This window comes from Alsobacter sp. KACC 23698 (assembly GCF_045348435.1).
Taxonomy (GTDB): Bacteria; Pseudomonadota; Alphaproteobacteria; order Rhizobiales; family Beijerinckiaceae; genus Alsobacter.
This window is the reverse complement of sequence record NZ_CP157484.1, coordinates 24,537-47,769: the sequence shown is the minus strand read 5'-3', so window position 1 is coordinate 47,769 and position 23,233 is coordinate 24,537. Positions and strand designations below refer to the sequence as shown.

Sequence of the window (23,233 nt, the reverse complement as noted above, 5' to 3'; positions counted from 1 at the left end):
CTGAGCGCCTCTGCGCGATTGACCCCGCGTCCCCGATGGGCTTGGCTGCCCGGATCGGGGCGAAGACCCCGCGAGGACCATGATATGCCCAAGGGATACATCGTCGCCCGTGTCGACGTGGACGACGCCGACCAGTATGCGCTCTACGCCAAGGGAGCGCTCGAAGCCATGCGGATCCATGGCGCGCGCATCCTGGCGCGAGGCGGCCGGAGCGAGGCGCTGGAAGGCGAGGCCCGCAAGCGCAACGTCATCCTGGAGTTCGAGAGCTACGAGCAGGCCCGCCGCTACTACGACTCGCCCGAATACCAGGCCGCCAAGAAGCACCGCGAGGGCGTCAGCCGCGGCGAGTTCCTGCTGGTCGAAGGCTTCGATGGAGAGCAGCCGTGAGCAAGGGCTACTGGATCGCGCATGTCGAGGTGACGAACGCCGAGGAGTACGAGAAGTACCGCGCCGCCAACGCCGAGGCCTTCGCCAAATACGGCGCGAAATTCCTGGTGCGGGGCGGCCCCTTCGAGGTGGCCGAGGGCGGGGCCAAGGCCCGCAACATCGTCATCGAGTTCCCGACCTACCAGCAGGCGCTGGACTGCTTCCACTCGCCCGAATACAGCCGGGCCCGGGCGTTTCGCAAGAACGCGGCTTATTCCGACCTGATCATCATCGGCGGGTATGACGGGCCGCAGCCCTCGTGAAGCGCGAACTGGCGGACGGGCTCTCCATCCGCTACGCGGAGGGATCGGAGTCCGACGCGCTCTTTGCGCTCGCGGCCCGGTCCGGCCATCCGGTCGACCTGCCGATGCTCGAGGCTCTCTCTATCGCCGGCCGCGGCTTCGTGGCGGTGCGGGACGACACGGGCGAGTTCGTCGGGGTGGCGGCGGTCGGCGACATCGACGGCATGATGACCGTCGAGACGCTCGCGGTGGCGCCGGACGCGCGCCGCCAGGGCGTCGGTTCGGCGCTGGTCACCACCGTCGAGGAATATGGCCGCTGGGCCTATTACGCCTCCGTGCTGGCCGTCCCGCAGGACGCGGAGGCGACCGAGTTCATGTTCCGCCGCGGCTACCTGGCGCTGGACGAGGCCCGCACGCCCGACGCCGTCGCGCGCCTCGGGCATGGCCGGCCGGTCGTGACCAAGCGCCTGTGAGGCGGGGCCCGGCCCGGGCCGCTCAAGCCGGGTCCCTTTTGGCCGGAAATGCTCTATACCGGCGCGGTTGAGAGGAGTTCAGCCATGTCCGAGATGCGTCTCGTCGTCGTCGGCGCCGCCGGGCGCATGGGCCGGATGCTGGTCAAGACCATCCACGAGACCCCCGGCGCGGTGCTGTGCGGGGCGATCGAGCATGCCGGCTCCATCGCGCTGGGCCAGGACGCCGGGCTCCTCGCCGGCATCGGCGAGACGGGCGTGCGCATCGTGGACGATCCCCTGCCGGTGTTCGCCCAGGCCGAGGGCGTGCTCGATTTCACCAGCCCGGCGGCGACCTCCGGCTTCGCGGAGCTCGCCGCGCAGGCCCGCATCGTCCATGTCGTCGGGACCACGGGCCTCGACGCGTCCGACATGGGACGGCTGGAGGCCGCGGCCCGGCACGCGGTCGTCATCCAGTCCGGCAATATGAGCCTCGGCGTGAACCTGCTGGCGGCGCTGACCCGGAAGGTGGCGCGGACGCTGGGCGAAGAGTTCGACATCGAGATCGTCGAGATGCATCACCGGGCCAAGGTGGACGCGCCCTCCGGCACGGCGCTGCTGCTGGGCGAGGCCGCCGCCTCGGGCCGCGGGATCTCGCTGGCCGAGCGGTCCGACCGGGGCCGCGACGGCCAGACGGGCGCGCGACGGGCGGGCGACATCGGCTTTGCGGCGCTGCGCGGCGGCACCGTGGTGGGCGAGCACAGCGTCGTCTTCGCCGGGCCCCATGAGCGCCTCGTCCTCACGCATCTCGCAGAGGACCGCAGCCTGTTCTCGCGCGGCGCCGTCCGGGCCGCCCTGTGGGGCAAGGGCCGCAAGCCCGGCCTCTACGGGATGGACGACGTGCTGGGCCTCGGCGACATCTGACTTTCATCCCGCGCATCGGAGACACCGTCCCATGGATCGACTGCTCGTCCTCGTCCGCCACGGCCAGAGCGACTGGAACCTGAAGAACCTGTTCACCGGCTGGAAGGACCCCGGCCTGACCGAGAAGGGCGTCGGCGAGGCGAAGGCGGCGGGCCAGCGGCTGAAGGCGCTGGGGCTCGCCTTCGACATCGCCTTCACGTCGGCGCTGTCGCGGGCGCAGGCCACCAACGACCTGATCCTGGCCGAGCTCGGCCAAACCGGGCTCCAGACCATCCGCGACCAGGCGCTCAACGAGCGCGACTATGGCGACCTCTCCGGCCTCAACAAGGACGACGCGCGGGCGCGCTGGGGCGAGGAGCAGGTGCATGTCTGGCGCCGCAGCTACGACGTCTCGCCGCCCGGGGGCGAGAGCCTCAAGGACACGGTCGCGCGCGTGCTGCCCTATTACTGCCAGGAGATCCTGCCGCGCGTGCTGCGGGGCGAGCGCGTGCTGGTGGCCGCGCACGGCAACTCCCTGCGCGCGCTGGTGATGGTGCTCGACCGCCTCACGCCCCAGACCATCCCGTCGATGGAGCTCGATACGGGCGTGCCGCTGGTCTACCGGCTGAACGCCGACTCCACCGTGGCCACCAAGCAGGTCCTCGCCGCGTGAGCGAGGCCGGCGCCCCGCAGGCCCGCGCCATGCAGGTGCGGATCCTGGAATCCGACGAGGCCCGGGCCAGGATCCCGGACCTCGCGGCCGTGCTCGTCGACTGCGTCGAAGGCGGCGCGTCGGTGAGCTTCATGGATGGTTTCTCGATGGCCGAGGGGGTCGGCTTCTACGCCGACGTCGCGGCGGCCGTGGAGGCCGGCGAGGTGGTTCTGTTCGGCGCCTTCGACGGCGACCGGCTGGTCGGCACGGTGCAGCTCGCGCCCTCCGGCAAGCCGAACCAGCCGCATCGCTGCGAGATCATGAAGCTGCTGGTGCGGCGCGACAGCCGGCGCTTCGGCCATGCCGAGCGCCTGATGCTGGCGGCCGAGGCGCACGCCCGGGCGCTGGGCCGCACCATGCTGACGCTCGACACACAGCTGGAGGGCGACGCGGCGCGGCTTTACGACCGCCTCGGCTACCGGCGCGTCGGGGTCATCCCCGGCTACGCGCTGTGGCCGGACGGGCGGCCCTGCGACACGCTCTTCTACTGGAAGCCGATCTGACCGGCGCGGCGGCTCAGGCCTGGCGGTCGACGTTCGCGCCCGCCGGCTCGCCGCCGTTCTGCCCGGGCTTCGGCCCGCCCTTGGCGACGCCCACCAGCGCCGGCCTGAGCACGCGATCGCCGATCACGAAGCCGGACTGCACGACCTCGCGCACCGTGCCGTTGGGGACGGACGGGTCCGGCACCTCGAACATGGCCTGGTGCAGGTTGGGGTCGAACTTCTCGCCCTTGGGCTCCAGCTTGCGGATGCCGTGGCGCTCGAGCGTCTTCAACAGATCGCGCTCGGTGAGCTCGATGCCGTCGATCAGCGCCTTCAGCGGCCCCTCGGCGGCGGCGGCGGCCTCGGCCGGCAGCGCCTCCAGGGCGCGGCGCATGTTGTCGGCCACGGTCAGCATGTCGCGGGCGAAGTTGGTCGTGGCGTAGACGCGCGCGTCCGCCACCTCCTTCTCGGTCCGGCGCCGCAGGTTCTCCATCTCGGCCAGCGTCCGCAGGACCTTGTCCTTCAGGCCCGTGTTCTCGGCGTTGAGCGCCTCGATGACCGAGTGGACATCGCGCTCCGCGTCCGCGCCCTGCGCCGAGAATTCGGGCGCGCCCTCCTGGCCGGCGGCCGGCGACGGAGCGGATTCGGGGGTCTTGTCGGTCTGCGGATCGGGATGGGTCATGATGGTCGCTTGTACACGCAATGGAACGGGGATGGGCCGCATATCAGGCCGCGGAGCCCAAAAATCAAGGGCGGAGGCGTTCCGGCGGCGAGCCCGGGCTCAGGCGCCCGGCGTGAAGGACCGCGGCGCCGGGCTGATCACGCTGGCCGATCCGGCGCCGACCTGCAGCACGGCGAGGCCGCGCTGGCTGACGCCGTCCTGCCGGAAGCGGAACAGCCCGTCGGTGCCGATGATGCCGTCCGGGTTGGTCAAGGTGGCCTCGCTGAAGGCCTGGGCCCCGTATTTGGCGTTGAGCGCATTGACCAGGAACACCGCGTCATAGGCCAGCGTGGCGATGCGGGTGGGATCGCTGCCGAAGCGGGCGCGGTAGCGCGCGGCGAAGTTGTTGAAGCCCGCCTTGTCGGGAGCGGCGAACCAGCCGCCCTGCAGGCCCTTGGCGGCGAACACGCGCGGGTCGTCCCAGAGCCCCGTGCCGAGGAGCTGCATGCGCGCGCCCGTCACCCCATTGGCGGCCAGGGCCGCGCCGACGAGGCCCATGCCGTCGCCGCCGTCCGGGACGAAGAGCGCATCGGCCTGGTCGCCCAGGGCCGCGATCCGCTTGGCGGCCGCCTCGATGGACGCGCGATCGGGATTGTAGCGATCCAGCGCCGGCACGCGCACGCCGCGCCGGGCCGCGGCCTCCTGGAAGGCGGCCGTCACCACCGTCCCGTAGGCGGTGTTCGGGATCATCGCGGCGATCGAGCGCTTGCCCTTGGAGGCCGCGAACTCGATGATCCGGTCGACCTCGGATTCCGGCATGAAGCTGAGCAGGTAGACGCCGCGCGACGCGGCGCCGGCGTCGGTCGAGAAGGCGATGACGGGCTTGCCGGCCTGCCGGGCGACCTGGCCGGCCGCCTGCACGGAGGGAGCGAAGAGCGGTCCGACGATGACCTCCGCGCCCTCGGCCAGCGCCTGCTGGGCGGCGTCGCGGGCGCCGTCCGGCGCGCCGCGGTCGTCCTTGACGAGGAGCGCCACATTGGAGTTGGAGAACTCGGCCACCGCCATGTCGGCGGCGTTCTTCAGGGAGTTCGCCGCCACGGCCGCGTTGCCGCCTCCGGTGAGCGGAAGGATGAGGCCGACCCGCAGCTTCCCGGCCTCGATGGCGGGCGCCTCCGGGGCGGGCGCCGGGGTGGGAGCGGCGCCGAGCGAGCCGACGCCCGGCATGGAGCCGACGCAGGCCGACGTGAGGGCGGCGGCGAGGCTGACCGCGGCGAGCCGGGCGAAAATCCGCACGGACCCGAACGGCCGAATGGCCGGCGTCGCTATCCAGGACACGTCAACCTCCTCGCCTGCCCATCGCCCGCACGGACGGCGGACCCCCGTTCCGCGGACGGAACATCATCCTGTCTAGCCGCTGGGGGGCCTTTTGCGAACCCTGCGCCGCGTGCGATGGTCGATCCAACCGGGAATCGAGGCAATGGCGCAACACACGCATCAGGGATCCGGGGCCGACAGGCCCTCCGGGTTCACCGCTTTCGGCATGCGGGCGGAGGCCACGCGCCTCGGCCCCGGGCTGCATGTCGTCGCCACGCCGATCGGCAACCTGGGAGACGTCTCCTTCCGGGCGCTCGGCACGCTGGCCGCCGCCGCCGCCGTGCTGGCGGAGGACACGCGCGTGACCAAGACGCTCCTGGCGCATTACGGCATCACGACGCCGCTGGTGGCCTATCACGAGCACAACGCCGAGGAGATGCGGCCGCGCATCCTGGCCCGCCTGAAGCAGGGCGAGGCGCTGGCGCTGGTCTCCGACGCCGGAACCCCGCTGGTGTCGGACCCCGGCTACAAGCTCGTGCAGTCGGCCCTGGCGGAGGACATCCCGGTCACCACGGTGCCGGGCCCTTCGGCGGTGCTGGCGGCGCTGGTGGTGGCGGGCCTGCCGACGGACCGCTTCTTCTTCGAAGGCTTCCTGCCGCCCAAGAGCGTGGGGCGGCGCGAGCGGCTGGAGATCCTGCGGGCCATCCCGGGGACGCTGGTGTTCTTCGAATCGCCTCGCCGCGTCGCCGAGATGCTGGCCGACGCGCGCGACGTGCTGGGCGACCGGCCCGCCGCGGTGGCGCGCGAACTGACCAAGTTCTACGAGACGGTGCGCCGCGGGCCGCTGAGCGAGCTCGCCGCCCGATACGCCGGGGAGGACGCCCCGAAAGGCGAGATCGTGGTGCTGATCGGCCCGCCCGGGGCCGAAGCGGCCGACGAGGCCTGCGACGACGAGGCCATCGACGCCAAGCTGCGCGAACATCTCGCCAGGCTCTCCGTCAAGGACGCGGTCGCGATCGTCGCGCAGGAGACGGGGCTGCCGCGCAAGCGCGTCTACGGACGCGCGGTCATGATCGTCAAGGAGTGACCATGCGCCCTCGCCGCGATCCGTCCGCACGCCGGGCGGCTCTGCGGTGGGGAATGCGCGCGGAGGTTGCCGCTGCGCTGTTCCTGCTCGCGAAAGGCTACAGGATCGTGGCCTGGCGCTATGGCGGCAAGGGCGGCGAGATCGACCTGATCTGCCGGCGCGGCGACACCATCGCGTTCGTGGAGGTGAAGGCGCGGGCGACTCTGGACGCCGCCGCCGCCGCCATCGGCGCCGAGAAAGAGAGGCTGTTCGGCCGGGCGGCCCGGCGCTGGCTCGCCCGCAACGGCTGGGCGATGCGCTTCACGCTGCGCTGCGACGCCGTCCTGCTCGCGCCGTGGCGCTGGCCCCGGCACGTCCCCGACGCGTTCACGCTGCAGGACTGAACGGGCGGCCAGGGCCTTGCACCGGCGCAAGCTCGCGACGGGTTGCCACCGCGCCTGAACCGGACGAAGGTGCCGCCGAAAAGTCCAGCCCGGCCCCGCGCCGCCGCCGATGCAGGAGAACCCCATGTCGCTGACCGTGGCCGTCCAGATGGACCCCATCGAGCGCATCACCATCGCCGGAGACTCCACCTTCGCGTTGATGCTGGAGGCGCAGGCGCGCGGCCACACGCTCTTCTACTACACGGCCGACAAGCTCTCGATGCGGGACGGCCGGATCACCGCGCCGGCCTCCCGGATCGAGGTGCGCGACGTGAAGGGCGACCATTTCACCCTGGGTGACGCAGAGCGGCTCGACATCGGCCAGATGGACGTGGTGCTGCTGCGCCAGGACCCGCCCTTCGACCTCGCCTACATCACGACGACCCATCTCCTGGAGCGCATCCATCCCAAGACCCTGGTGGTCAACGATCCGGCCCATGTCCGCAACGCGCCGGAGAAGATCTTCGTCACCGAGTTCCCGGACCTGATGCCGGCGACGCTGATCACCCGCGACATGGACGAGATCAACGCCTTCCGGCGCGAGTTCGGCGACATCGTGATGAAGCCGCTCTATGGCAATGGCGGCGCGGCCGTGTTCAAGGTCGGCCAGAAGGACCCGAATTTCGGCTCGCTGTTCGACCTGTTCTCGGTCACCTTCCGCGAGCCCTGGGTGGTGCAGCGCTTCCTGCCGCAGGTCAGCGAGGGCGACAAGCGCATCATCCTGGTCGACGGCGAGCCGCTGGGAGCGGTGAACCGCGTGCCCGCCGAGAACGACATCCGCTCCAACATGGTGCGGGGCGGGGCGGCCGAGACCACCATGCTGTCGGACCGCGAGCGCGAGATCTGCGAGCGGATCGGGCCGCATCTGCGCAAGATGGGCCTGCTCTTCGTCGGCATCGACGTGATCGCCGGCAACCTCACGGAGATCAACGTCACGTCGCCGACCGGCCTGCGCGCCATCAAGCGCCTGGGCGGGCCGGACCTCGCCGTCTCGATCTGGGAGTGCATCGAGGACAAGGTCGGGCGCTCCTAGGCGAAGCGCCCCCCCCGCGGGCCGGCCTCAGCCCCGATTGACGGAGACGCTGAGCTGCGGTTTGGCGTTGATGGTCTGGAACACCACGCAATAGCGCTCGGTGAGCTTGATCAGCGAATCGATCTTCTCCTGCGGGGCGTCCGTGTCGAGGTCGAAGGCGAGGCGGATGGCGCGGAACCCCACGGGCGCCTCGCGGTCGACGCCCAGCGTGCCGCGGAAATCAAGGTCGCCCTCGGCGCGGACCACGCCCTTGCGCAGCGGCACTTCGAGAGCCGTGGCGACGGCCTTGAGGGTCACGCCCGCGCAGGCGACCAACGCCTCCAGCAGCATGTCGCCCGAGCAGAGCTCGGCGCCCGAGCCGCCGGTCGCCGGGTGCAGGCCCGCGACCGCGAGCGCGCGGCCAGTCTCCACCTTGCAGGCGATCTTGGCCTCGTCGATCTCGCCCGAGGCCTTCAGGGTGATGACGGCCGCATCCGGCGCGTCCTTGTACTTGGCCTTGATGGGGGCCTGCATGGCCCGCAGGGCGGTCGCGTCGATGGCGTCGGTCATGAGCTATCCTCCGGAGGTCACCACCACAGCTCGGCGCCGCCGGCCGTGGGGTTCTGGGCGTCTTCGCCCGTGTTCTTGAGCGAGCGGTCGAGCGCATTCAAGACCCTGCGCTTGGCTTTGTCGAAACCCGGCGCGAACTTGTCGCGCGGGCGGGGGGCGGTCACCTTGACGGTCTCGAAGACGCGGCCCGGCCGCGGGCGCATGATCACCACCCGGTCGGCCAGGGACACCGCCTCGTCGACGTCGTGCGTGACGATGACCACCGTGGGGCGGCTCGCCTCCCACAGGGCGAGCAGGTGCTCGTGCAGGCTGGCGCGGGTGAAGGCGTCGAGCGCCGAGAAGGGCTCGTCGAGCAACAGCACCTTGGGCCCCGCCACCAGAGCCCGCGCGATGGAGACGCGCTGCTGCTGGCCTCCGGAGAGCTCGCGCGGCCAGCGGGCCGCATGCTCGCCGAGACCCACGCGCCGCAGCGCGGCGGCGGTGCGCGCCTCCCGCTCGGCGCGGGGCAGGTCCATGAGGCCGAAGCCCGCATTGTCGGCCACCGTCAGCCACGGCAACAGCCGGGGCTCCTGGAAGACGATGCCGACGGCCGGATGAGGGGCGGCGATGCGCTCGCCGTCCACCGTGATGGTCCCGTCGGTGGCGGCGTCGAGCCCGGCCACGAGACGCAGCAGCGTGGTCTTGCCGCAGCCGGAGCCGCCCACGATGGCCAGGATCTCGCCGGCTTCGACCGACACCGAGACGTCCTGGAGCGCGCGGGTCCCGTCCGCATAGGTCTTGGAGAGGCGATCGACCACGAACATCAGCGGCGCCTCACAACCGACCCCGGGCGGTGTCCTGCCACGCCACGAAGCGCGACGTGGAGGCCACCAGAACGCCGTCGCAGAGCTTGCCCAGCAGGGCGAAGGCGATGATGGCCGCGAGGATCTGGTCCGGGCGGCCCATCTGCTGCCCGTCGAGGAGCAGATAACCGAGGCCTTCCGAGGCGCCCATCAGCTCGGCCGCCACCACGAACATGAAGCCCAGCCCCAGGCCCGAGCGCAGCGCCAGGATCCATTCCGGCAGCACGGCGGGCAGCATGACGCGCCGGACCATGGCGGCGTCGCCCAGCCGGAAGACGCGGCCGACCTCCAGGAGCTTGCGGTCGATGCTGGCGATCGCGCCCGCGACCCCGAGATAGACGGGAAAGAACACGCCCACCGCGATCAGCACGACCTTGGAGGTCTCGAAGATGCCGAACCAGAGGAGGAACAGCGGCACCCAGGCGATGGACGGCACGGCCCGCAGGGCCTGCAGGCTGGGATCGACGAGGGCGCGGAACCTGCCGGAGGCGCCCGCGAGCGCGCCGGCCAGCGTGCCCAAGAGCGCGCCGAGCGCGAACCCGGCCAGGACGCGCGCGAGCGTCGCCGCCACATGGGTCCACAATTCGCCGGTGCGGGCGAGGCTCCAGAACGCGGCGAGGATGCGGGAGGGCGGCGGCATCAGCCGACCCTGCGCCAGGCCGAGGCGCACGGCCGCCTCCCATCCGAGCGCCAGCGCCAGCGGAAGGAGCAGCCCGAGGGCCCAGTCGGGCCGACGCATACGCGAACGCGGCGCCGTGAGGGGCGGCGCCGCGCTGCTTGCGTCCGTCCGAGGGGAGGTCGACGGACGCGATGGGATCGTCGAGGCGTCCAAAAATGGCGTCTCCGGTCTGGGCTCCGGACAGGCTTTACTGGGTCGCGGCTTTTCCGGCGAGGTATTTCGGCTCGATCAGGCTCGCCACGGTCGCCTTGACGTCGACGCCGGCGTCGATCACGCCCGCCTGCTGCAAGGCGAGGCCGGCGGCCAGGATGGTCTCGGCCTGGGGCTGGCCGATCGGACCGTGCGTCAGCTCGGTGCGCTCAAGCTGCTTGGCGATGACCGGATCGGGAAGCTTGGTGGCCGCCACCAGCGTCGCGGCGAGGTCCTTGGGGTTGGCGAGCGACCACTGGCGGGCCTGCTCATAGACCTTCAGCACGCGCGCGACGATCTCCGGGTTCTGCTGCGCGAACTCCTCGCGGACGTTGAGCACGCCCCAGGTGTTGGCGGCGGGGTTGCGGAAGAACAGGCGGGCGCCGCCCTCAACCTCGGAGGCGGCCATCAGGGGATCGAGCCCGGCCCAGGCCTCCACGTCGCCGCGCTCCAGCGCGAGCCGGCCGTCCGGATGCTGCAGCAGGACGAGCTTGACGTCCTTCTCGGTGAGCTTGGCGTCCGCCAAGGCGCGGACCAGGAAGATGTGCGGGTCGGTGCCGCGGGTGACGGCGACGCGCTTGCCCTTGAGGTCCTGCACGGTCTTGATCGCGTCGGACTTCGTCACCAGCGCGGTCCATTCCGGGCGCGAATAGACGTAGACGGACTTGATCGGGTTGCCGTTGATCTTGGCCACCAGGGCGGCGGAGCCGGCCGTCGAGCCCAGATCGAGCGACCCGGCGTTCAGGAACTCGAGCGCCTTGTTGGAGCCGAGCGACTGGACCCAGCGGATGGCGATCCCGTCCTTCTTGAACTCCTGCTCGAGCAGGCCCTTGTCCTTGAGGACGAGGCTCACCGGGTTGTAGGTGGCCCAGTCGATCCGGATCTCCTTGACCTGGGCGGATGCGGAGCCGGCCGCGCCGGCCGTCATGCAAAGGGCGGCCGCCAGGGCGAGCGTGTGGCGTCGATTGATCGTGAACATGCGTCCTCCTCATCATCCCGGCTGCAGGGCGCGGTCGTGGGAGGAAGGCGTTGAACCTCGATCCGCCCGCGGCGCTTTAGCTGCATTTGTGTGGCCCAAGACCCTGCGGATCCCGGCCGCCGCGCCCAGCAAGCTGCTCGCTCAAATCGGCGCGTGTTTGATTTATAGGTTCAAGCGTTCTGTATGTCAAACGCTGCGTAGATCTCACAATTTCACATTTTTGCTTGTTATTTCACGCCCAGGGCTTGGCGGCGCTCCGGCGGGATCGATGCGGCAAGGCCGCATTTGACGGATGCCGTGAATCCTCCGAAACCTAGCCCTTCTCTGGAATGGACGTCCATGGTCGCGCCCCGAAGCAGCCCAGCCCACCCGTCGCCTGTCTTCGACAGCGCCCAACTGGCCCTCTCCCTCGAGCAGGCGGTCCGCGAGGCCGGCTCCGACCCGGCGGCGCGCCGGTCCGCGGTCGTCGCCGTGCTGCGCGACACCCTGAACGAGGGCCGCGAGAAGGCGCGGGTGCTGCTGGACGTCGAGCGCAACGGGCTCGCCTGCGCCCGGCGCCTGTCGGACCTGATGGACGCGCTGGTCGGCGCCCTGCACGACATCGCCGTGCGGGTGCTGCATCCGGCCGTGAACCTGTCGTCGTCCGAACGCCTCGCCGTCGTCGCCGTGGGCGGCTATGGCCGCGGCACGCTGGCGCCGGGGTCGGACGTCGACCTGCTGTTCCTGCTGCCCTACAAGACGACGCCCTGGTCCGAGAGCGTCATCGAGAGCATCCTCTACGCCCTGTGGGACCTGAAGCTGAAGGTCGGCCACTCGACCCGCAGCCTGGACGAATGCATCCGGGAGGCGAAGGGCGACCTGACCATCCGCACCGCGCTGCTGGAGGCGCGGCTGCTGCTGGGCGACGCGGCCCTGTTCGAGGAGTTCGAGCAGCGCTACGACCGCGAGGTGGTGCAGGGCACGGCCGCCCAGTTCGTGGCGGAGAAGCTGGGCGAGCGGGAGCGGCGGGTCAACCGGGCCGGCCAGTCGCGCTATCTGGTCGAGCCCAACGTCAAGGACGGCAAGGGCGGCCTGCGCGACCTCAACACGCTCTTCTGGATCGCCAAATACGTCTACCGGGTGAAGCGCAGCGCCGACCTGGTGCAGGCCGGCCTGTTCTCGCAGGAGGAGGCGGACCTCTTTCGCCGCTGCGACGAGTATCTGTGGCGCGTGCGCTGCCAGATGCACTACGTGACCGGACGCGCCGAGGAGCGCCTCGCCTTCGACCTGCAGCGCCAGATCGCCGAACGGCTCGGCTATTCCAGCCATGGCGGCATGTCGGCGGTGGAGCGCTTCATGAAGCGCTACTTCCTGGTGGCCAAGGACGTGGGCGACCTCACCGCCATCGTGTGCGCCGCCCTGGAGGCGCGTCACGCCAAGCCGCGCGCCATGCTGGACCGGCTGGTGGGGCGGTTCCGCCGCAGCGGCCGCGCGATTTCGGAGAGCAAGGACTTCGTCATCGACAACGACCGCCTGAGCGTGGCGCGCGACGACGTGTTCGCCCGCGATCCGGTGAACCTGATCCGGCTGTTCTGGATCGCCGACAAGCTGAACCGGGCGATCCACCCGGACGCCACGCGCCTGGTGACGCGGTCGCTGAAGCTGATCGGCCCGGAGGTCCGCACCTCGCCGGAGGCCAACCGGCTGTTCCTGGAGATCCTGACGTCGACCAACGCCCCCGAGGTGGTGCTGCGGCGCATGAACGAGGCCGGCGTGCTCGGCCGGTTCACGCCGGAATTCGGCCGCGTCGTGGCGATGATGCAGTTCAACATGTACCACCACTACACGGTGGACGAGCACCTGATCCGCTCGATCGGCATCCTGGCCGACATCGAGAACGGGCGGCTCAAGGACGAGCTGCCCGTCGCCAACGAGATCCTGCCGGCGATCCGCAACCGCACCGTCCTGGCGGTGGCCCTGTTCATCCACGACATCGCCAAGGGCCGCCCGGAGGACCACTCCATCGCGGGCGCGCGGATCGCCCGCAAGCTGGGGCCGCGGCTGGGGCTCACGCCGGCGGAGACCGACACCGTCTCCTGGCTGGTGGAGCACCACCTCCTGATGTCGACCATCGCGCAGAGCCGCGACCTGTCGGACCCGAAGACGATCGAGACCTTCGCGGCCACGGTGCAGACGCTGGAACGCCTGCGCATGCTGCTCGTGCTGACGGTCTGCGACATCAAGGCGGTGGGGCCCGGCGTGTGGAACGGCTGGAAGGGCCAGCTGCTGCGCACGCTCTATTGGGAGACCGAGATCGTGCTGGCCGGCGGCCACTCCCAGATCGAGCGCGCCCAGCGCGTGCGTTACGCCCAGGACGAGCTGCGCAAGGCGCTGCCGACCTGGCCGGACGCCGAGGTGGACGCCTATGTGGCGCGCCATTACCCCGCCTATTGGCTGAAGGTGGACCTGCCCCGCAAGGTGAAGCACGCGCTGTTCCTGCGCGGGGCCGAGAAGGAGCTGCGCTCTCTCGCCACCGAGGTGGCGACCGACAGCTTCCGGGGCGTGACGGAGCTCACCGTGACCGCGCAGGACCATCCCCGCCTGCTGGCGATCGTTACCGGCGCCTGCGCGGCGGCGGGGGCCAACATCGTCGACGCCCAGATCTTCACCACCACGGACGGGATGGCGCTGGACACCATCTTCGTGTCGCGCGCCTTCGATCTCGACGACGACGAGTTGCGGCGCGCCAACAGGGTGGCGCAGCACATCGAGCGCGCCCTGAAGGGCGAGATCAGGATCGCCGAGGCGGTCGCGGCCCGGTCGCCGGACCGCAGTTCGGCGTCCAAGGCCTTCACGGTGGCGCCGGACGTGATGATCGACAACGCGCTCTCGATGCGCCACACGGTCATCGAGGTGTCGGGGCTCGACAGGCCCGGCCTGCTCTACGAGCTCACCACCGCGCTGGGGAAGCTGAACCTCAACATCGCGTCGGCCCATATCGCCACCTTCGGCGAGAAGGCCGTGGACGTGTTCTACGTCACCGACCTCACCGGCTCGAAGATCGCGAACGCGGCCCGCCAGGCCTCGGTGCGGCGCCACCTGATGGACGTGCTGCAGGCGCGCGACCCCGCCCGGGAGCGCGACCGCGAGCCGAAGCTGGCGCGGGCCGGGGGACGGTGAAAGGCGTCAGGCCGCCAGATCCGCCACGATGGCGTCCAGCACCGGGAAGCCTTCGCGGGTGACGCGCAGGCGGCTGTCCGGCAGCTGCTCCACGAGGCCCTCGCCCGACAGGTCGGCGATGCGGCGCGGGTCGAGTTCGCGCCCGGCGAGCGCGGCGTAGCGGGCGGGATCGACGCCCTCCACCAGGCGCAGCCCCATTAGGAGGAACTCGTCGCCCTGCGCCTCGGCGGACAGGCGCTCGACGTCGACGACGCCGTGCCCTTCGGCCTCCACCCGGGCGAGCCAGCTCTCCGGGACGAGCTCGGTCGACATCGCCAGCCGGCCGTTGCCGGTCGCCAGCCGCGCATGGGCGCCGGGGCCGACGCCGGCATATTCGCCATAGCGCCAGTAGACGAGGTTGTGGCGGCACTCGGCGCCCGGCCGGGCGTGGTTGGAGATCTCGTAGCCGGGCAGACCATGCGCCTCGCAGACCTCGCGGGTGGTCTCGTAGAGGGCTCTGGCGGCGTCGGCGTCCGGCACCACGAGCTTGCCGGCGTCGCGCAGGCGCTCGAACATCGTGCCCGGCTCGATCGTGAGCTGGTACAGCGACAGGTGCTCCGCCGCGCGGGCGATCGCCTCCTTGAGCTCGGCGGCCCAGGCGGCCGGCGTCTGGTCCGGACGGGCGTAGATCAGGTCGAACGAGTACCGGTCGAAGACGCTGGCCGCGACCGCGACGGCCGCCATGGCCTCCTCGGCCGTGTGCAGGCGCCCGAGCGCGACGAGGTCGGCGTCGTTCATCGCCTGCACGCCGAGCGAGACGCGGTTGACGCCCGCGGCCCGGTAGCCGCGCAGGCGCGCGGCCTCGACGGAGGTCGGGTTGGCCTCCAGCGTCACCTCGACGTCGGAGGCCACCTCCCAGTTCGCCGCGACCGCGTCGAGCACCGCCCCGACGGTGGCGGGCTGCATCAGCGAGGGCGTGCCGCCGCCCAGGAAGATGGAGCTGACCTTGCGGCCGGGCGCCAGGGCCGCCTGATGGGCGATCTCGCGCCGGAAGGCGGCCACATAGCGCGCCTCGTCCACCGGGGCGTGCCGGACGTGGCTGTTGAAGTCGCAATACGGGCACTTCGAGGCGCAGAAGGGCCAGTGGATATAGACCCCGAAACCGGCGTCGAAGGGAGGCTGTGCGTCCATGCCGGTGGTTTGAGCGCTCGCCGCGCGGAACGCAAGCGCCAAGGCGACCCGGACGCAGGCCGGCCGGCCCTTGCGAGCGCGGCCGGCCAGGAGCCGCGGCGCAGGACGGCTACTCGGCCGCGTCCGCCCGCCGCGCGCCGCCCTCGCGCTCGCCGTCCGTGTAGGTCGCGCCCTCCCGGTTGCGGCCGGGGGCGGGCTTGCCCTCGAGCGGCGGCAGCGCCTTGGCCTTCTCCAGGTCGATCCCGGCGCCTTCGGCCACCCGCCGGCCGTAGTCGGGATCGCAATGCCAGAAATGCCAGATCATGCGCAGCGCGATGGGCTCGGGGCACTGCTTCATGTCGTCGACCAGATTGGCGATCAGGTCGTCGCGCTCCCAATCCTCGAAGGTCCGGTAGCGTTCGCCGGCCTGGCGATAGTCGTCCGCCGTGCGGGTGGTCTGGAAACGGCCGAGATGGCCCTCGACCCAGGGGTGATAGTCCTTGGCGGGCTTGGGCGCCTCCCCCAGGCCCCCCATGGCGCTCGGCTCGTAGTTGACGTGCGGGTTCTCGCCGGCTCCGTCCACATGGTAGGTCATCTGCCCGTCGCGCTGGTTGGTGGCCGCGCGGGCGCGCTCCTGCGGGGCGTTGACGGGAAGCTGCAGGTAGTTGGGGCCGACGCGGTAGCGCTGCGTGTCCGAGTAGGACAGCGTGCGCCCCTGCAGCATCTTGTCGTCGGAGAAGTCGATTCCGTCCACCAGCACGCCGGTGCCGAAGGCCGACTGCTCGGTCTCGGCGAAGACATTGTTCGGGTTCTTGTCCAGCACCAGCCGGCCGACCGGCAGCAGCGGGAACTGATCCTCGGGCCAGCGCTTGGTGTCGTCCAGCGGGTCGAAATCGAGCTCGGGATGATCGTCGTCCGACATGATCTGGACGCACATCTCCCATTCGGGGAAGTCGCCGCGGTCGATCGCGTCATAAAGGTCGCGGGTGGCGTGGCCGACATCGCGGGCCTGGATCTCGGCCGCCTGCGCGCTGGTCAGGTTCTTCACGCCGAGCCTGGGCTCGAAGGAGAACTTCACCAGCACGGCTTGGCCCTGGTCGTTGACCAGCTTGTAGGTGTTCACGCTGGAGCCCTGCATGTGGCGGTAGTTCGCCGGGATGCCCCAGGGGCTCTTCACCCAGGTCACCATGTGCAGGGACTCAGGGTGGTGCATGACGAAATCGTAGAAGCGCCACGCCTCCTGGCGATTGCTCACCGGGTCCGGCTTGAAGGCGTGGATCATGTCCGGGAACTTGATGGCGTCGCGGATGAAAAAGACCTTCAGGTTGTTGCCGACCAGGTCCCAGTTGCCGTCCACGGTCTTGAACTTGATGGCGAAGCCGCGCGGGTCGCGGGCCGTCTCGGGGCTCTCCTTGCCGCCGATCACGGTGGAGAAGCGCAGGAACACCGGCGTCCTCACGCCCGCCTGGGTCAGCACCTTGGCGCGGGTGTATCGGGAGGCCGGCTCGTCGCCGATCTTGCCATAGGCCTCGAAATAGCCGTGCGCGGCCGTGCCGCGGGCGTGCACCACCCGTTCCGGGATGCGCTCGCGATCGAAATGGGTGATCTTCTCGATGAACTGGTAGTTCTCGAGGGTGGCGGGGCCGCGTTCGCCGACCGAACGCAGGCTCTGGTTGTCGGAGACGGGGCGTCCCTGACGCGTCGTGAGTGTCTTGCGCGTGTCGCTCATGTCGCTCCCCTGTGATGAGATGATGCGCAGCCGAATGCGCGAACGGCGGCTCCGCCGCCGGCGTGACGCCACAACGCCCGTCGCCGTCGCCAGGTTGCAGGCGGCGACGTGATCCGCGGCGCGATGAAACCGATGGCCGGAGCGGACCGTAGACGCTTCCATCATCCCTGCAGAGCGAGCCGGAGGAACCCCATGAACCTCGATCGTCGCGCCATCCTGGCCGGACTGGCGGCCTCCTGGGCCGCGCCGGCCCTGCCGGAGACCGGCCCAGGGATGAGCGGCAGGACCGCGTGGAGCTTCACCTTCGCGGGGCTGGACGGGAAGGACCTGCGGCTGGCCGCCTATGCGCCGCGGCCCGTCCTGGTGGTCAACACGGCCTCGTTCTGCGGCTTCGCCTCGCAACTGGGCGGGCTGCAGGCGCTCTGGACAGCGATGAAGCCGCGCGGCCTCACCGTCATCGGCGTCCCGTCGAACGACTTCGGCGGCCAGGAGCCCGGCGGGTCCGAGGAGACGGCCGGGATCGCGCGCCAGCACGGGGTGGCGTTCCCCATGGCGGCCAAGGTCAAGGTGCTGGGGCCGGACGCCCACCCGTTCTACAGGTGGGCCGCGGCGGAGCGCCCGCGCGACCTGCCGCGCTGGAACTTTCACAAATATCTCGTCGGCGCTGACGGGCGCCTGGCGGCGGTGTTCCCGACGACGACCGATCCGAACGCCTCCGCCCTCATCGCCGCCGTCGAGCGCGAGATCGCCAAGGCCGGATGAGCGTCACTCGGTCCAGTAGAAGATGAACAGCAGGATCAGCGGCACGGCGAGCGCCACGTATCGGCATCCGCGGACGAACATCCGGTAGGTGCGCTCGTGCTCCTCAAGGTCCACTTGGGGCGGCTGGCCTGCGACGCGCTGTTCCATGACCGATCCTCCTCGGCCCTCGCCCCCTCGCCGGCGCGATTCTAGACCGTCGGCCGGCGGCGTCGCAGCCCATCGGCGTTTGTGTTCGACACCGTGCGCCGGACGTCAGCGGCCGGGCAGCACGCCCGCCGCGAGCTGGCTGGCCTGCAGGGCGGCGAGGCGGCGCTTGAGCAGGGCCTTCGTCCAGCGCAGGTCCGGCGCGGAGGCGCAATCGGGCTCCGCCGCCATGCGCCAGGCCTCCTTGACGTCGGCCGCGTAGTAGCCCGCCTCCGCGCGGGACTCCTGCGGGTCGAGATCCGCCCAAAAGTCCACCCAGAACCGGTGCTCGTCCGCCGACGCGATGCGCGTCGCCACGGCCTGACCGTCACAGGCGCCGGCCTGCCCCGCCGCCGCGAAGGCCAGGAACGCCGCCGCATAGATCGATCGATGGCGCTTGCGCATGATGGTCCCTCGCCAGGATCATGGACCATGACCGTCGCTTCCAATGTGACGATCGACACATGGCCGACAGGCTCGCGCGTTGAATCCGGACCTCCGCCCGTTTACGAGACCCATCTGGGACGAGTGTCGCCGCTGGCCGACGCCGACCGGGCGGAAGGCGATCTGGAATGCCGAACCGAAACGACGGCGGAGCGTCTCTCCTCCACGACGCGTCCGGGGACCCGCGATCCGAGCGGCGGGCCGAGGACCGCCGCTTCCTGACCGGACGCGGGACCTATGTGGACGACGCCGGGCCGGACCAGACGCTGCACGCGGCGGTGCTGCGATCGCCCCATGCGCACGCCAGGATACTCAGCGTCGACGTCTCGGCCGCGCTGGCGGCGCCGGGCGTGCGCGGAGCCTTCACGGGGCGCGACCTCGCCGCCGACGGCCTGGGGCCGCTGCCGTGCTCGCTCGCGCTCGGGCCGGAATGCGGCCTCGTCGTGCCGGAGCGCCCGGCGCTCTGCCTCGACCGCGCGCGCCATGTGGGCGACCCTGTCGCCCTGGTGGCCGCCGACACGCGCCAGCAGGCCCTCGACGCGCTGGACCTCATCGCGGTCGCCTACGAGACCGAGCCGTCCATCACCGACACGCAGGCCTCGCTCGACGCCGGCGCGCCCCAGGTCTGGGCCGAGGCGCCCGGCAACCTGGCGTTCCGGTATCGGCGCGGCGACGGCGACCGGACCGCGGCGGCGCTGGCGGCGGCGGCGCACGTCGTCGAGATCAGCCTCGTCAACAACCGGATCGCGGCCGCGGCGCTCGAGACGCGCGGCGCGATCGGCGCCTGGGACGCAGCCGCGCAGCGCTATCTGCTGACGTTGAGCGGGGCCTCGGCGCACCAGATTCGCCGCGAGCTGGCCGAGGGCGTGTTCCGCATCCCCCTCGACCGGCTGGACGTGGTCTGCCCGGACGTCGGCGGCGGGTTCGGGATGAAGAACGTCGTCTACCCCGAATATGCGCTCGTGCTCTGGGCGGCGAAGCGGCTGGGGTCGCCCGTGCGCTGGACGGCCGAGCGGATCGACGAGTTCGCGGGCGGCGTGCACGCGCGGGACAACGTGACCCGGGCGCGGCTCGGCCTCGACCCAGACGGCCGCTTCCTGGCCCTGGCCGTCGAGACGATCGCCAATCTGGGGGCCTATGTGAGTTCGCTCGGGCCCGGCAGCTCGACCACGGCCCCGACGCCGGCGATGGGCGGGCTCTACGACATTCCGGCCGTCAGCATGGATGTGCGCGGCGCGTTCACCCATACGGCGCCGATCGACGCCTATCGGGGCGCGGGCAAGCCGGAGGCGAACTATGTGATCGAGCGGCTGGTCGACGTCGCCGCGCGGCGGCTCGGCCTCGATCCGGCTGAGCTTCGCCGGCGCAACCTGATCCGCAGCTTCCCGCACCGGAACGCGCTGGGTTATGCGATCGACTCGGGCGACGCGCTCTCCAATCTGGGCAGGGCCCTGGCGGCGGCCGACCACGCCGGTTTTCCGGCGCGGCGCGAGGCGTCCCGGGCCGCAGGCCGGCTGCGCGGGATCGGGATCGGCTGCTTCCTGGAGACCTCGCGCGGACAGCCGCATGAGGACGCCTGGCTCTCGGTGGCGCCGGACGGCCGCATCGACCTCGCGATTGGGACGCAATCCAACGGGCAGGGCCACGAGACCAGCTTCGTGCGCCTCGCGGCCGCCAGGCTGGGCCTGCCGGCCCAGGCGTTCCGCTTCGTGCAGGGCGACACCCGCGCGGTTCCGCGGGGCGGAGGCCATGGCGGCGCCCGCTCCCTCCACATGGGCGGCGCGGCGCTGCTGCTGGCGGCCGACGACCTCGTCCGGAACGGGCGCATCCTGGCCGCCCGCCTGCTGCAGGGCGAAGCGGAGGCCGTGGCCTATGCGGCCGGCGAGTTCGTGTTGAGTCCGCGCGACGGCGGGCCGCCCCGCTCCATTTCGCTGGCCCGCGCGGCGGCGGAGGCGGCCTCGGCCGGCGACGAGGCGCTGCAGGGCCATGGCCACAATCCCTCCGAGAGCTACACCTTCCCGAACGGGTGCCATGTCGCCGAGGTCGAGATCGATCCGCAGACCGGCGAGACGCGGCTCATGGCCTACACGGCGGTGGACGACTACGGCGCGCTGGTGAACCCGCTGCTCGCCGAGGGGCAGGTGCATGGCGGCCTCGCCCAGGGAGTCGGCCAGGCGCTGATGGAGGAGATCCGCTACGATCCCGACTCGGGGCAGCTTCTCACCGCGACCTTCATGGACTACCAGGCCCCGCGCGCGGCGGACCTGCCCCGTTTCGACGTCAGCTTCGTCGAGATCCCGACCGACGCCAACCCGATCGGGGCGAAGGGCGCCGGGCAGGCGGGCGCGATTGGGGCGCCGCACACGGTGATGAACGCCGTGCTGGACGCGCTCGCGCCGTTCGGGATCGAGCATCTGGACATGCCGGCCACGCCCCAGCGCGTCTGGGCCGCGCTGCGGGGCGCCGGGGAGCCCGAACCGTCCCCAAGGCCGGCTTGAACGGCCGCCGCAAAGATGCTCTGTGCGGTGTCTCAGGCGCGCCATCCTGGCGCCTGCGCAGCGGCGAAAGCTTGATCATGGCGATGTTTGCCACCCTGTTGGGCTCCGGCCCGCGCGCGCCCGACAGCGCCTACGCGTATACGCGCCTCGCCCTCTCGCTCCTGATCGCCACGATCGTGGGCGCGGGCATGTGGGCGGTGATCGTCGTCCTGCCCAGCGTGCAGGCGGAGTTCGGCGTGGACCGCGCCGGCGCCTCCCTGCCCTACACGCTGATGATGTTCGGCGTCGCCTTCGGCACCATCATGCTGGGGCGCATCATGGACCGGACCGGCGTCGCGGCGCTGCTGGCCGTCGCGGCGGCCGGGCTCGGCGGAGGCTTCGTGCTCGCCGGCATGGCGCCCAGCCTGGCCGTGTTCTCGGCCGTGCATGGCCTGCTCATCGGCATCTTCGCCGGCGTCGGCTTCGCGCCGCTGATGGCCGACATCTCCCACTGGTTCATCAAGCGGCGCGGGCTCGCCGTCGTCGTGGTGGCGTCAGGCAACTACCTGGCCGGCACGATCTGGCCGCTGGTGATCAAATGGGGCATCCCGGCCGTGGGGTGGCGCGCCACCTATATCGGCATCGGCGTCTTCATCGCCGTGACGGTGATCCCGCTCTCCTACTTCATGCGGGGCCGGCCCTCGGCGCAGATGATGGCCGAGGCCGAGGCGGCGACCGAGACGGCGCGGGCCGGCATCGGCGTCTCGCCGCGGCTCCTGGTGATGCTGCTCGTCGCGGCCGGGTTTTCCTGCTGCGTGGCGATGTCGATGCCGCAGGTGCACATCGTCGCCTATTGCGGCGACCTCGGCTACGGCGTCGCCCGCGGGGCCGAGATGCTGTCGCTGATGCTGTCGCTCGGCATCGTGTCGCGCATCGGCTCGGGCCTCGTGGCCGACCGGATCGGCGCGACGACGACGCTGCTCATCGGATCGCTGATGCAGGGCGTCGCCCTGGCGCTCTACACGCTCTTCGACGGGCTGACCTCGCTCTACATCGTGTCGGGCATCTTCGGCCTGTTCCAGGGTGGGATCGTGCCGATGTACGCGGTGATCTGCCGCGAGCTCTTGCCGCCGCGCGAGGCGGGATCGAAGATCGGCCTCGTCGTCTCGGCCACCATCCTGGGCATGGCGTTCGGCGGCTATGTGTCGGGCGTGATCTTCGACGCGACGAGCTCCTACCGGATGGCCTTCCTGAACGGCATCCTGTGGAACGGCTTCAACCTCGCGGCGGTGTGCTGGCTGATCTTCAGCCGCAGGCGGATGGCCGGCGGCCTGTCGCGCACCGCCGCTTGAGCGACGCGGACGGCCCTCCGGCCGCCCGCGCGAGCGCGCCCGTCAGGACGACGGGTTCGACGAGCCGCCCGGCTGGGCCGCGCCGCCCGGTTGGGGGCCGCTACCCTGCCCCGCCCCGGAGCCGTGGCCGGCCTGCCCTCCCGCCTGGGGGGCGATCTGGGCGCCGCCGCCCTGCGACGCGCCGCCCGTCTGCACCTGGATGCGGCGGGCGCGCTCCTGCCTGGCGTTCTTGGGCAGGGTGACGGTGAGCACGCCGTTCTCGAAATGCGCCTTCACCTGCTCGGGATCGGCCGGGAACGGCAGCTGCAGCGCCCGCTGGAAGGTGCCGTAGGACCGCTCGATATAGTGGAAGTTCTCCTTGTCTTCCTTCTTCTCCAGCTTCTTCTCGCCGCGGATCACCAGGACGTCGTCATTCAGGTCGACATGGATGTCCTTGTCGGTGACGCCGGGCAGCTCGGCGGTGACGCGGACCTCCGTGTCGGTTTCGCTGACATTGATGTTGGGCGCGATCAGGGTGGAGCCGCCCTGCCCGCCCGCGGCGGCGAGCGGCGCCCCCCGCATGACGTCGTCGAACAGCCGGTTCATCTCGCGATGCAGCGACAGGAACGGGTCCGCCCCGAGCAGGCCGCCCGAGCGGAAAGGCGTCAGGGAATTGCGCGCCATGATGGTCTCCTCACCGGTGAGTGTGGGAGACGCCGCCCGCCGCGGGGGCCTTCCGAATGGAGCATTCGTCCGCCCCTCGGGAGCGACGCCGTCCGCGCTCCCGGAACCCCTCACGGCCTGCGCCGGCGGGCCCGCACCGGCCCCCGCCATCGCCGCCTCATCGAGGCTCCGACATCGCGCGTGACGGGGGTGGAACTCGAGCGGAGCCGTTTGGTTGCGCGGGGGCTTCGGTTGGTCTTGGGGCGTACGGTGGGGGGAGAGCCTTGATCGTCCCGCACGGCGTCACTGGCGGTCTCGTTGTCTTTACGGCTTCGCCCAGCCGGAATGGGCTCCGAACCGCCGCGAT

The 23,233-nt window shown here is 71.1% G+C and carries 24 protein-coding genes; 13 read left to right on the top strand and 11 right to left on the bottom strand.

Going from position 1 to position 23,233, the window contains the following annotated elements; translation table 11 throughout:
- The first annotated feature begins 84 nt into the window (after nt 1-84).
- The 6 genes from ABEG18_RS00255 to ABEG18_RS00230 all read left to right on the top strand — a co-directional run bounded on the left by ABEG18_RS00255 (nt 85) and on the right by ABEG18_RS00230 (nt 3,235).
- Entirely contained in the window at nt 85-387 is a 303-nt protein-coding gene (locus tag ABEG18_RS00255) for a DUF1330 domain-containing protein (protein ID WP_406856097.1), read from the top strand.
- The gene (locus tag ABEG18_RS00250; RefSeq protein ID WP_406856096.1) at nt 384-689 is read left to right on the top strand and encodes a DUF1330 domain-containing protein; all 306 of its coding nucleotides are present in this window, start codon (nt 384-386) and stop codon (nt 687-689) included. Before ABEG18_RS00255 ends, ABEG18_RS00250 begins: the two co-directional genes overlap by 4 nt.
- Nucleotides 686-1,141, top strand: coding sequence for a GNAT family N-acetyltransferase (locus tag ABEG18_RS00245; protein WP_406856095.1), 456 nt, complete (start codon nt 686-688; stop codon nt 1,139-1,141). The genes ABEG18_RS00250 and ABEG18_RS00245 overlap by 4 nt, the downstream gene beginning before the upstream one ends.
- 93 nt (nt 1,142-1,234) lie before the next feature.
- Nucleotides 1,235-2,041, top strand: a complete 807-nt coding sequence (gene dapB / locus ABEG18_RS00240; RefSeq protein WP_406858727.1) for a 4-hydroxy-tetrahydrodipicolinate reductase — start codon at nt 1,235-1,237, stop codon at nt 2,039-2,041.
- Nucleotides 2,042-2,072: 31 nt separating this feature from the next.
- Entirely contained in the window at nt 2,073-2,693 is a 621-nt protein-coding gene (locus tag ABEG18_RS00235; protein ID WP_406856094.1) for a 2,3-bisphosphoglycerate-dependent phosphoglycerate mutase, read from the top strand.
- A complete protein-coding gene (locus tag ABEG18_RS00230) occupies nt 2,690-3,235 on the top strand; it encodes a GNAT family N-acetyltransferase (protein WP_406856093.1) in 546 nt (181 codons plus the stop codon). The genes ABEG18_RS00235 and ABEG18_RS00230 overlap by 4 nt, the downstream gene beginning before the upstream one ends.
- Nucleotides 3,236-3,248: 13 nt before the next feature.
- On the opposite strand, the gene grpE is transcribed toward ABEG18_RS00230, so the two are convergent.
- The gene (grpE, locus tag ABEG18_RS00225) at nt 3,249-3,896 is read right to left on the bottom strand and encodes a nucleotide exchange factor GrpE (RefSeq protein WP_406856092.1); all 648 of its coding nucleotides are present in this window, start codon (nt 3,894-3,896) and stop codon (nt 3,249-3,251) included.
- 99 nt (nt 3,897-3,995) lie between these two features.
- Nucleotides 3,996-5,210: a penicillin-binding protein activator gene (locus ABEG18_RS00220; RefSeq protein ID WP_406856091.1), complete on the bottom strand. Its 1,215-nt coding sequence runs from the start codon at nt 5,208-5,210 to the stop codon at nt 3,996-3,998.
- 142 nt (nt 5,211-5,352) lie between these two features.
- On the opposite strand from ABEG18_RS00220, the gene rsmI reads away from it, so the two are divergent.
- From rsmI to gshB, 3 genes are all read left to right on the top strand, one after another.
- Complete coding sequence (gene rsmI / locus ABEG18_RS00215) at nt 5,353-6,276, top strand: 16S rRNA (cytidine(1402)-2'-O)-methyltransferase (protein ID WP_406856090.1); 924 nt, start codon at nt 5,353-5,355, stop codon at nt 6,274-6,276.
- Between the two features lie 2 nt (nt 6,277-6,278).
- Nucleotides 6,279-6,659, top strand: coding sequence for a YraN family protein (locus ABEG18_RS00210; protein WP_406856089.1), 381 nt, complete (start codon nt 6,279-6,281; stop codon nt 6,657-6,659).
- A 124-nt stretch (nt 6,660-6,783) separates the two neighbouring features.
- Complete coding sequence (gene gshB, locus ABEG18_RS00205; RefSeq protein ID WP_406856088.1) at nt 6,784-7,731, top strand: glutathione synthase; 948 nt, start codon at nt 6,784-6,786, stop codon at nt 7,729-7,731.
- 27 nt (nt 7,732-7,758) lie between these two features.
- Here the strand turns inward: gshB and ABEG18_RS00200 are convergent, their stop codons facing one another.
- The 4 genes from ABEG18_RS00200 to ABEG18_RS00185 form a co-directional block, all read right to left on the bottom strand.
- A complete protein-coding gene (locus tag ABEG18_RS00200) occupies nt 7,759-8,268 on the bottom strand; it encodes an OsmC family protein (RefSeq protein ID WP_406858726.1) in 510 nt (169 codons plus the stop codon).
- Nucleotides 8,269-8,297: 29 nt separating this feature from the next.
- Nucleotides 8,298-9,083 carry an ABC transporter ATP-binding protein gene (locus ABEG18_RS00195; protein WP_406856087.1) on the bottom strand — a complete coding sequence of 262 codons (786 nt, stop codon included), beginning with the start codon at nt 9,081-9,083 and terminating at the stop codon, nt 8,298-8,300.
- A 10-nt stretch (nt 9,084-9,093) separates the two neighbouring features.
- Nucleotides 9,094-9,861, bottom strand: a complete 768-nt coding sequence (locus ABEG18_RS00190) for an ABC transporter permease (RefSeq protein WP_406856086.1) — start codon at nt 9,859-9,861, stop codon at nt 9,094-9,096.
- A 127-nt stretch (nt 9,862-9,988) separates the two neighbouring features.
- Nucleotides 9,989-10,969: an aliphatic sulfonate ABC transporter substrate-binding protein gene (locus ABEG18_RS00185; protein WP_406856085.1), complete on the bottom strand. Its 981-nt coding sequence runs from the start codon at nt 10,967-10,969 to the stop codon at nt 9,989-9,991.
- A 339-nt stretch (nt 10,970-11,308) separates the two neighbouring features.
- On the opposite strand from ABEG18_RS00185, the gene ABEG18_RS00180 reads away from it, so the two are divergent.
- Nucleotides 11,309-14,128 (top strand): [protein-PII] uridylyltransferase, encoded by a 2,820-nt coding sequence (locus ABEG18_RS00180; protein ID WP_406856084.1) that lies wholly within the window; start codon nt 11,309-11,311, stop codon nt 14,126-14,128.
- Nucleotides 14,129-14,134: 6 nt separating this feature from the next.
- Here ABEG18_RS00180 and hemW read toward each other — a convergent pair whose 3' ends face one another.
- Nucleotides 14,135-15,298 carry a radical SAM family heme chaperone HemW gene (gene hemW, locus ABEG18_RS00175; protein ID WP_406856083.1) on the bottom strand — a complete coding sequence of 388 codons (1,164 nt, stop codon included), beginning with the start codon at nt 15,296-15,298 and terminating at the stop codon, nt 14,135-14,137.
- A 109-nt stretch (nt 15,299-15,407) separates the two neighbouring features.
- The gene (locus tag ABEG18_RS00170; RefSeq protein ID WP_406856082.1) at nt 15,408-17,006 is read right to left on the bottom strand and encodes a catalase; all 1,599 of its coding nucleotides are present in this window, start codon (nt 17,004-17,006) and stop codon (nt 15,408-15,410) included.
- A gap of 192 nt (nt 17,007-17,198) precedes the next feature.
- Between ABEG18_RS00170 and ABEG18_RS00165 the strand changes: the two genes are divergently transcribed.
- Complete coding sequence (locus ABEG18_RS00165; protein ID WP_406856081.1) at nt 17,199-17,768, top strand: glutathione peroxidase; 570 nt, start codon at nt 17,199-17,201, stop codon at nt 17,766-17,768.
- Between the two features lie 3 nt (nt 17,769-17,771).
- On the opposite strand, the gene ABEG18_RS00160 is transcribed toward ABEG18_RS00165, so the two are convergent.
- The gene (locus ABEG18_RS00160; protein ID WP_406856080.1) at nt 17,772-17,915 is read right to left on the bottom strand and encodes an aa3-type cytochrome c oxidase subunit IV; all 144 of its coding nucleotides are present in this window, start codon (nt 17,913-17,915) and stop codon (nt 17,772-17,774) included.
- Nucleotides 17,916-18,020: 105 nt separating this feature from the next.
- The gene (locus tag ABEG18_RS00155) at nt 18,021-18,356 is read right to left on the bottom strand and encodes a hypothetical protein (protein ID WP_406856079.1); all 336 of its coding nucleotides are present in this window, start codon (nt 18,354-18,356) and stop codon (nt 18,021-18,023) included.
- Between the two features lie 167 nt (nt 18,357-18,523).
- Between ABEG18_RS00155 and ABEG18_RS00150 the strand changes: the two genes are divergently transcribed.
- Nucleotides 18,524-20,893 carry a xanthine dehydrogenase family protein molybdopterin-binding subunit gene (locus ABEG18_RS00150; RefSeq protein WP_406856078.1) on the top strand — a complete coding sequence of 790 codons (2,370 nt, stop codon included), beginning with the start codon at nt 18,524-18,526 and terminating at the stop codon, nt 20,891-20,893.
- 77 nt (nt 20,894-20,970) lie between these two features.
- The gene (locus ABEG18_RS00145) at nt 20,971-22,224 is read left to right on the top strand and encodes an MFS transporter (RefSeq protein WP_406856077.1); all 1,254 of its coding nucleotides are present in this window, start codon (nt 20,971-20,973) and stop codon (nt 22,222-22,224) included.
- A 42-nt stretch (nt 22,225-22,266) separates the two neighbouring features.
- Here the strand turns inward: ABEG18_RS00145 and ABEG18_RS00140 are convergent, their stop codons facing one another.
- A complete protein-coding gene (locus tag ABEG18_RS00140) occupies nt 22,267-22,887 on the bottom strand; it encodes an Hsp20/alpha crystallin family protein (RefSeq protein ID WP_406856076.1) in 621 nt (206 codons plus the stop codon).
- Nucleotides 22,888-23,233: the final 346 nt, after the last annotated feature.

What these genes read in the sequence shown, in the direction of transcription:
- ABEG18_RS00255 (WP_406856097.1), top strand. Translation starts at nt 85, where the DNA reads ATGCCCAAGGGATACATCGTCGCCCGTGTCGACGTGGACGACGCCGAC.
- dapB (WP_406858727.1), top strand. Translation starts at nt 1,235, where the DNA reads ATGCGTCTCGTCGTCGTCGGCGCCGCCGGGCGCATGGGCCGGATGCTG.
- ABEG18_RS00235 (WP_406856094.1), top strand. Translation starts at nt 2,073, where the DNA reads ATGGATCGACTGCTCGTCCTCGTCCGCCACGGCCAGAGCGACTGGAAC.
- grpE (WP_406856092.1), bottom strand. Translation starts at nt 3,896, where the DNA reads ATGACCCATCCCGATCCGCAGACCGACAAGACCCCCGAATCCGCTCCG.
- rsmI (WP_406856090.1), top strand. Translation starts at nt 5,353, where the DNA reads ATGGCGCAACACACGCATCAGGGATCCGGGGCCGACAGGCCCTCCGGG.
- ABEG18_RS00210 (WP_406856089.1), top strand. Translation starts at nt 6,279, where the DNA reads ATGCGCCCTCGCCGCGATCCGTCCGCACGCCGGGCGGCTCTGCGGTGG.
- gshB (WP_406856088.1), top strand. Translation starts at nt 6,784, where the DNA reads ATGTCGCTGACCGTGGCCGTCCAGATGGACCCCATCGAGCGCATCACC.
- ABEG18_RS00195 (WP_406856087.1), bottom strand. Translation starts at nt 9,083, where the DNA reads ATGTTCGTGGTCGATCGCCTCTCCAAGACCTATGCGGACGGGACCCGC.
- ABEG18_RS00190 (WP_406856086.1), bottom strand. Translation starts at nt 9,861, where the DNA reads ATGCGTCGGCCCGACTGGGCCCTCGGGCTGCTCCTTCCGCTGGCGCTG.
- ABEG18_RS00185 (WP_406856085.1), bottom strand. Translation starts at nt 10,969, where the DNA reads ATGTTCACGATCAATCGACGCCACACGCTCGCCCTGGCGGCCGCCCTT.
- ABEG18_RS00180 (WP_406856084.1), top strand. Translation starts at nt 11,309, where the DNA reads ATGGTCGCGCCCCGAAGCAGCCCAGCCCACCCGTCGCCTGTCTTCGAC.
- hemW (WP_406856083.1), bottom strand. Translation starts at nt 15,298, where the DNA reads ATGGACGCACAGCCTCCCTTCGACGCCGGTTTCGGGGTCTATATCCAC.
- ABEG18_RS00170 (WP_406856082.1), bottom strand. Translation starts at nt 17,006, where the DNA reads ATGAGCGACACGCGCAAGACACTCACGACGCGTCAGGGACGCCCCGTC.
- ABEG18_RS00165 (WP_406856081.1), top strand. Translation starts at nt 17,199, where the DNA reads ATGAACCTCGATCGTCGCGCCATCCTGGCCGGACTGGCGGCCTCCTGG.
- ABEG18_RS00160 (WP_406856080.1), bottom strand. Translation starts at nt 17,915, where the DNA reads ATGGAACAGCGCGTCGCAGGCCAGCCGCCCCAAGTGGACCTTGAGGAG.
- ABEG18_RS00155 (WP_406856079.1), bottom strand. Translation starts at nt 18,356, where the DNA reads ATGCGCAAGCGCCATCGATCGATCTATGCGGCGGCGTTCCTGGCCTTC.
- ABEG18_RS00150 (WP_406856078.1), top strand. Translation starts at nt 18,524, where the DNA reads ATGCCGAACCGAAACGACGGCGGAGCGTCTCTCCTCCACGACGCGTCC.
- ABEG18_RS00145 (WP_406856077.1), top strand. Translation starts at nt 20,971, where the DNA reads ATGGCGATGTTTGCCACCCTGTTGGGCTCCGGCCCGCGCGCGCCCGAC.
- ABEG18_RS00140 (WP_406856076.1), bottom strand. Translation starts at nt 22,887, where the DNA reads ATGGCGCGCAATTCCCTGACGCCTTTCCGCTCGGGCGGCCTGCTCGGG.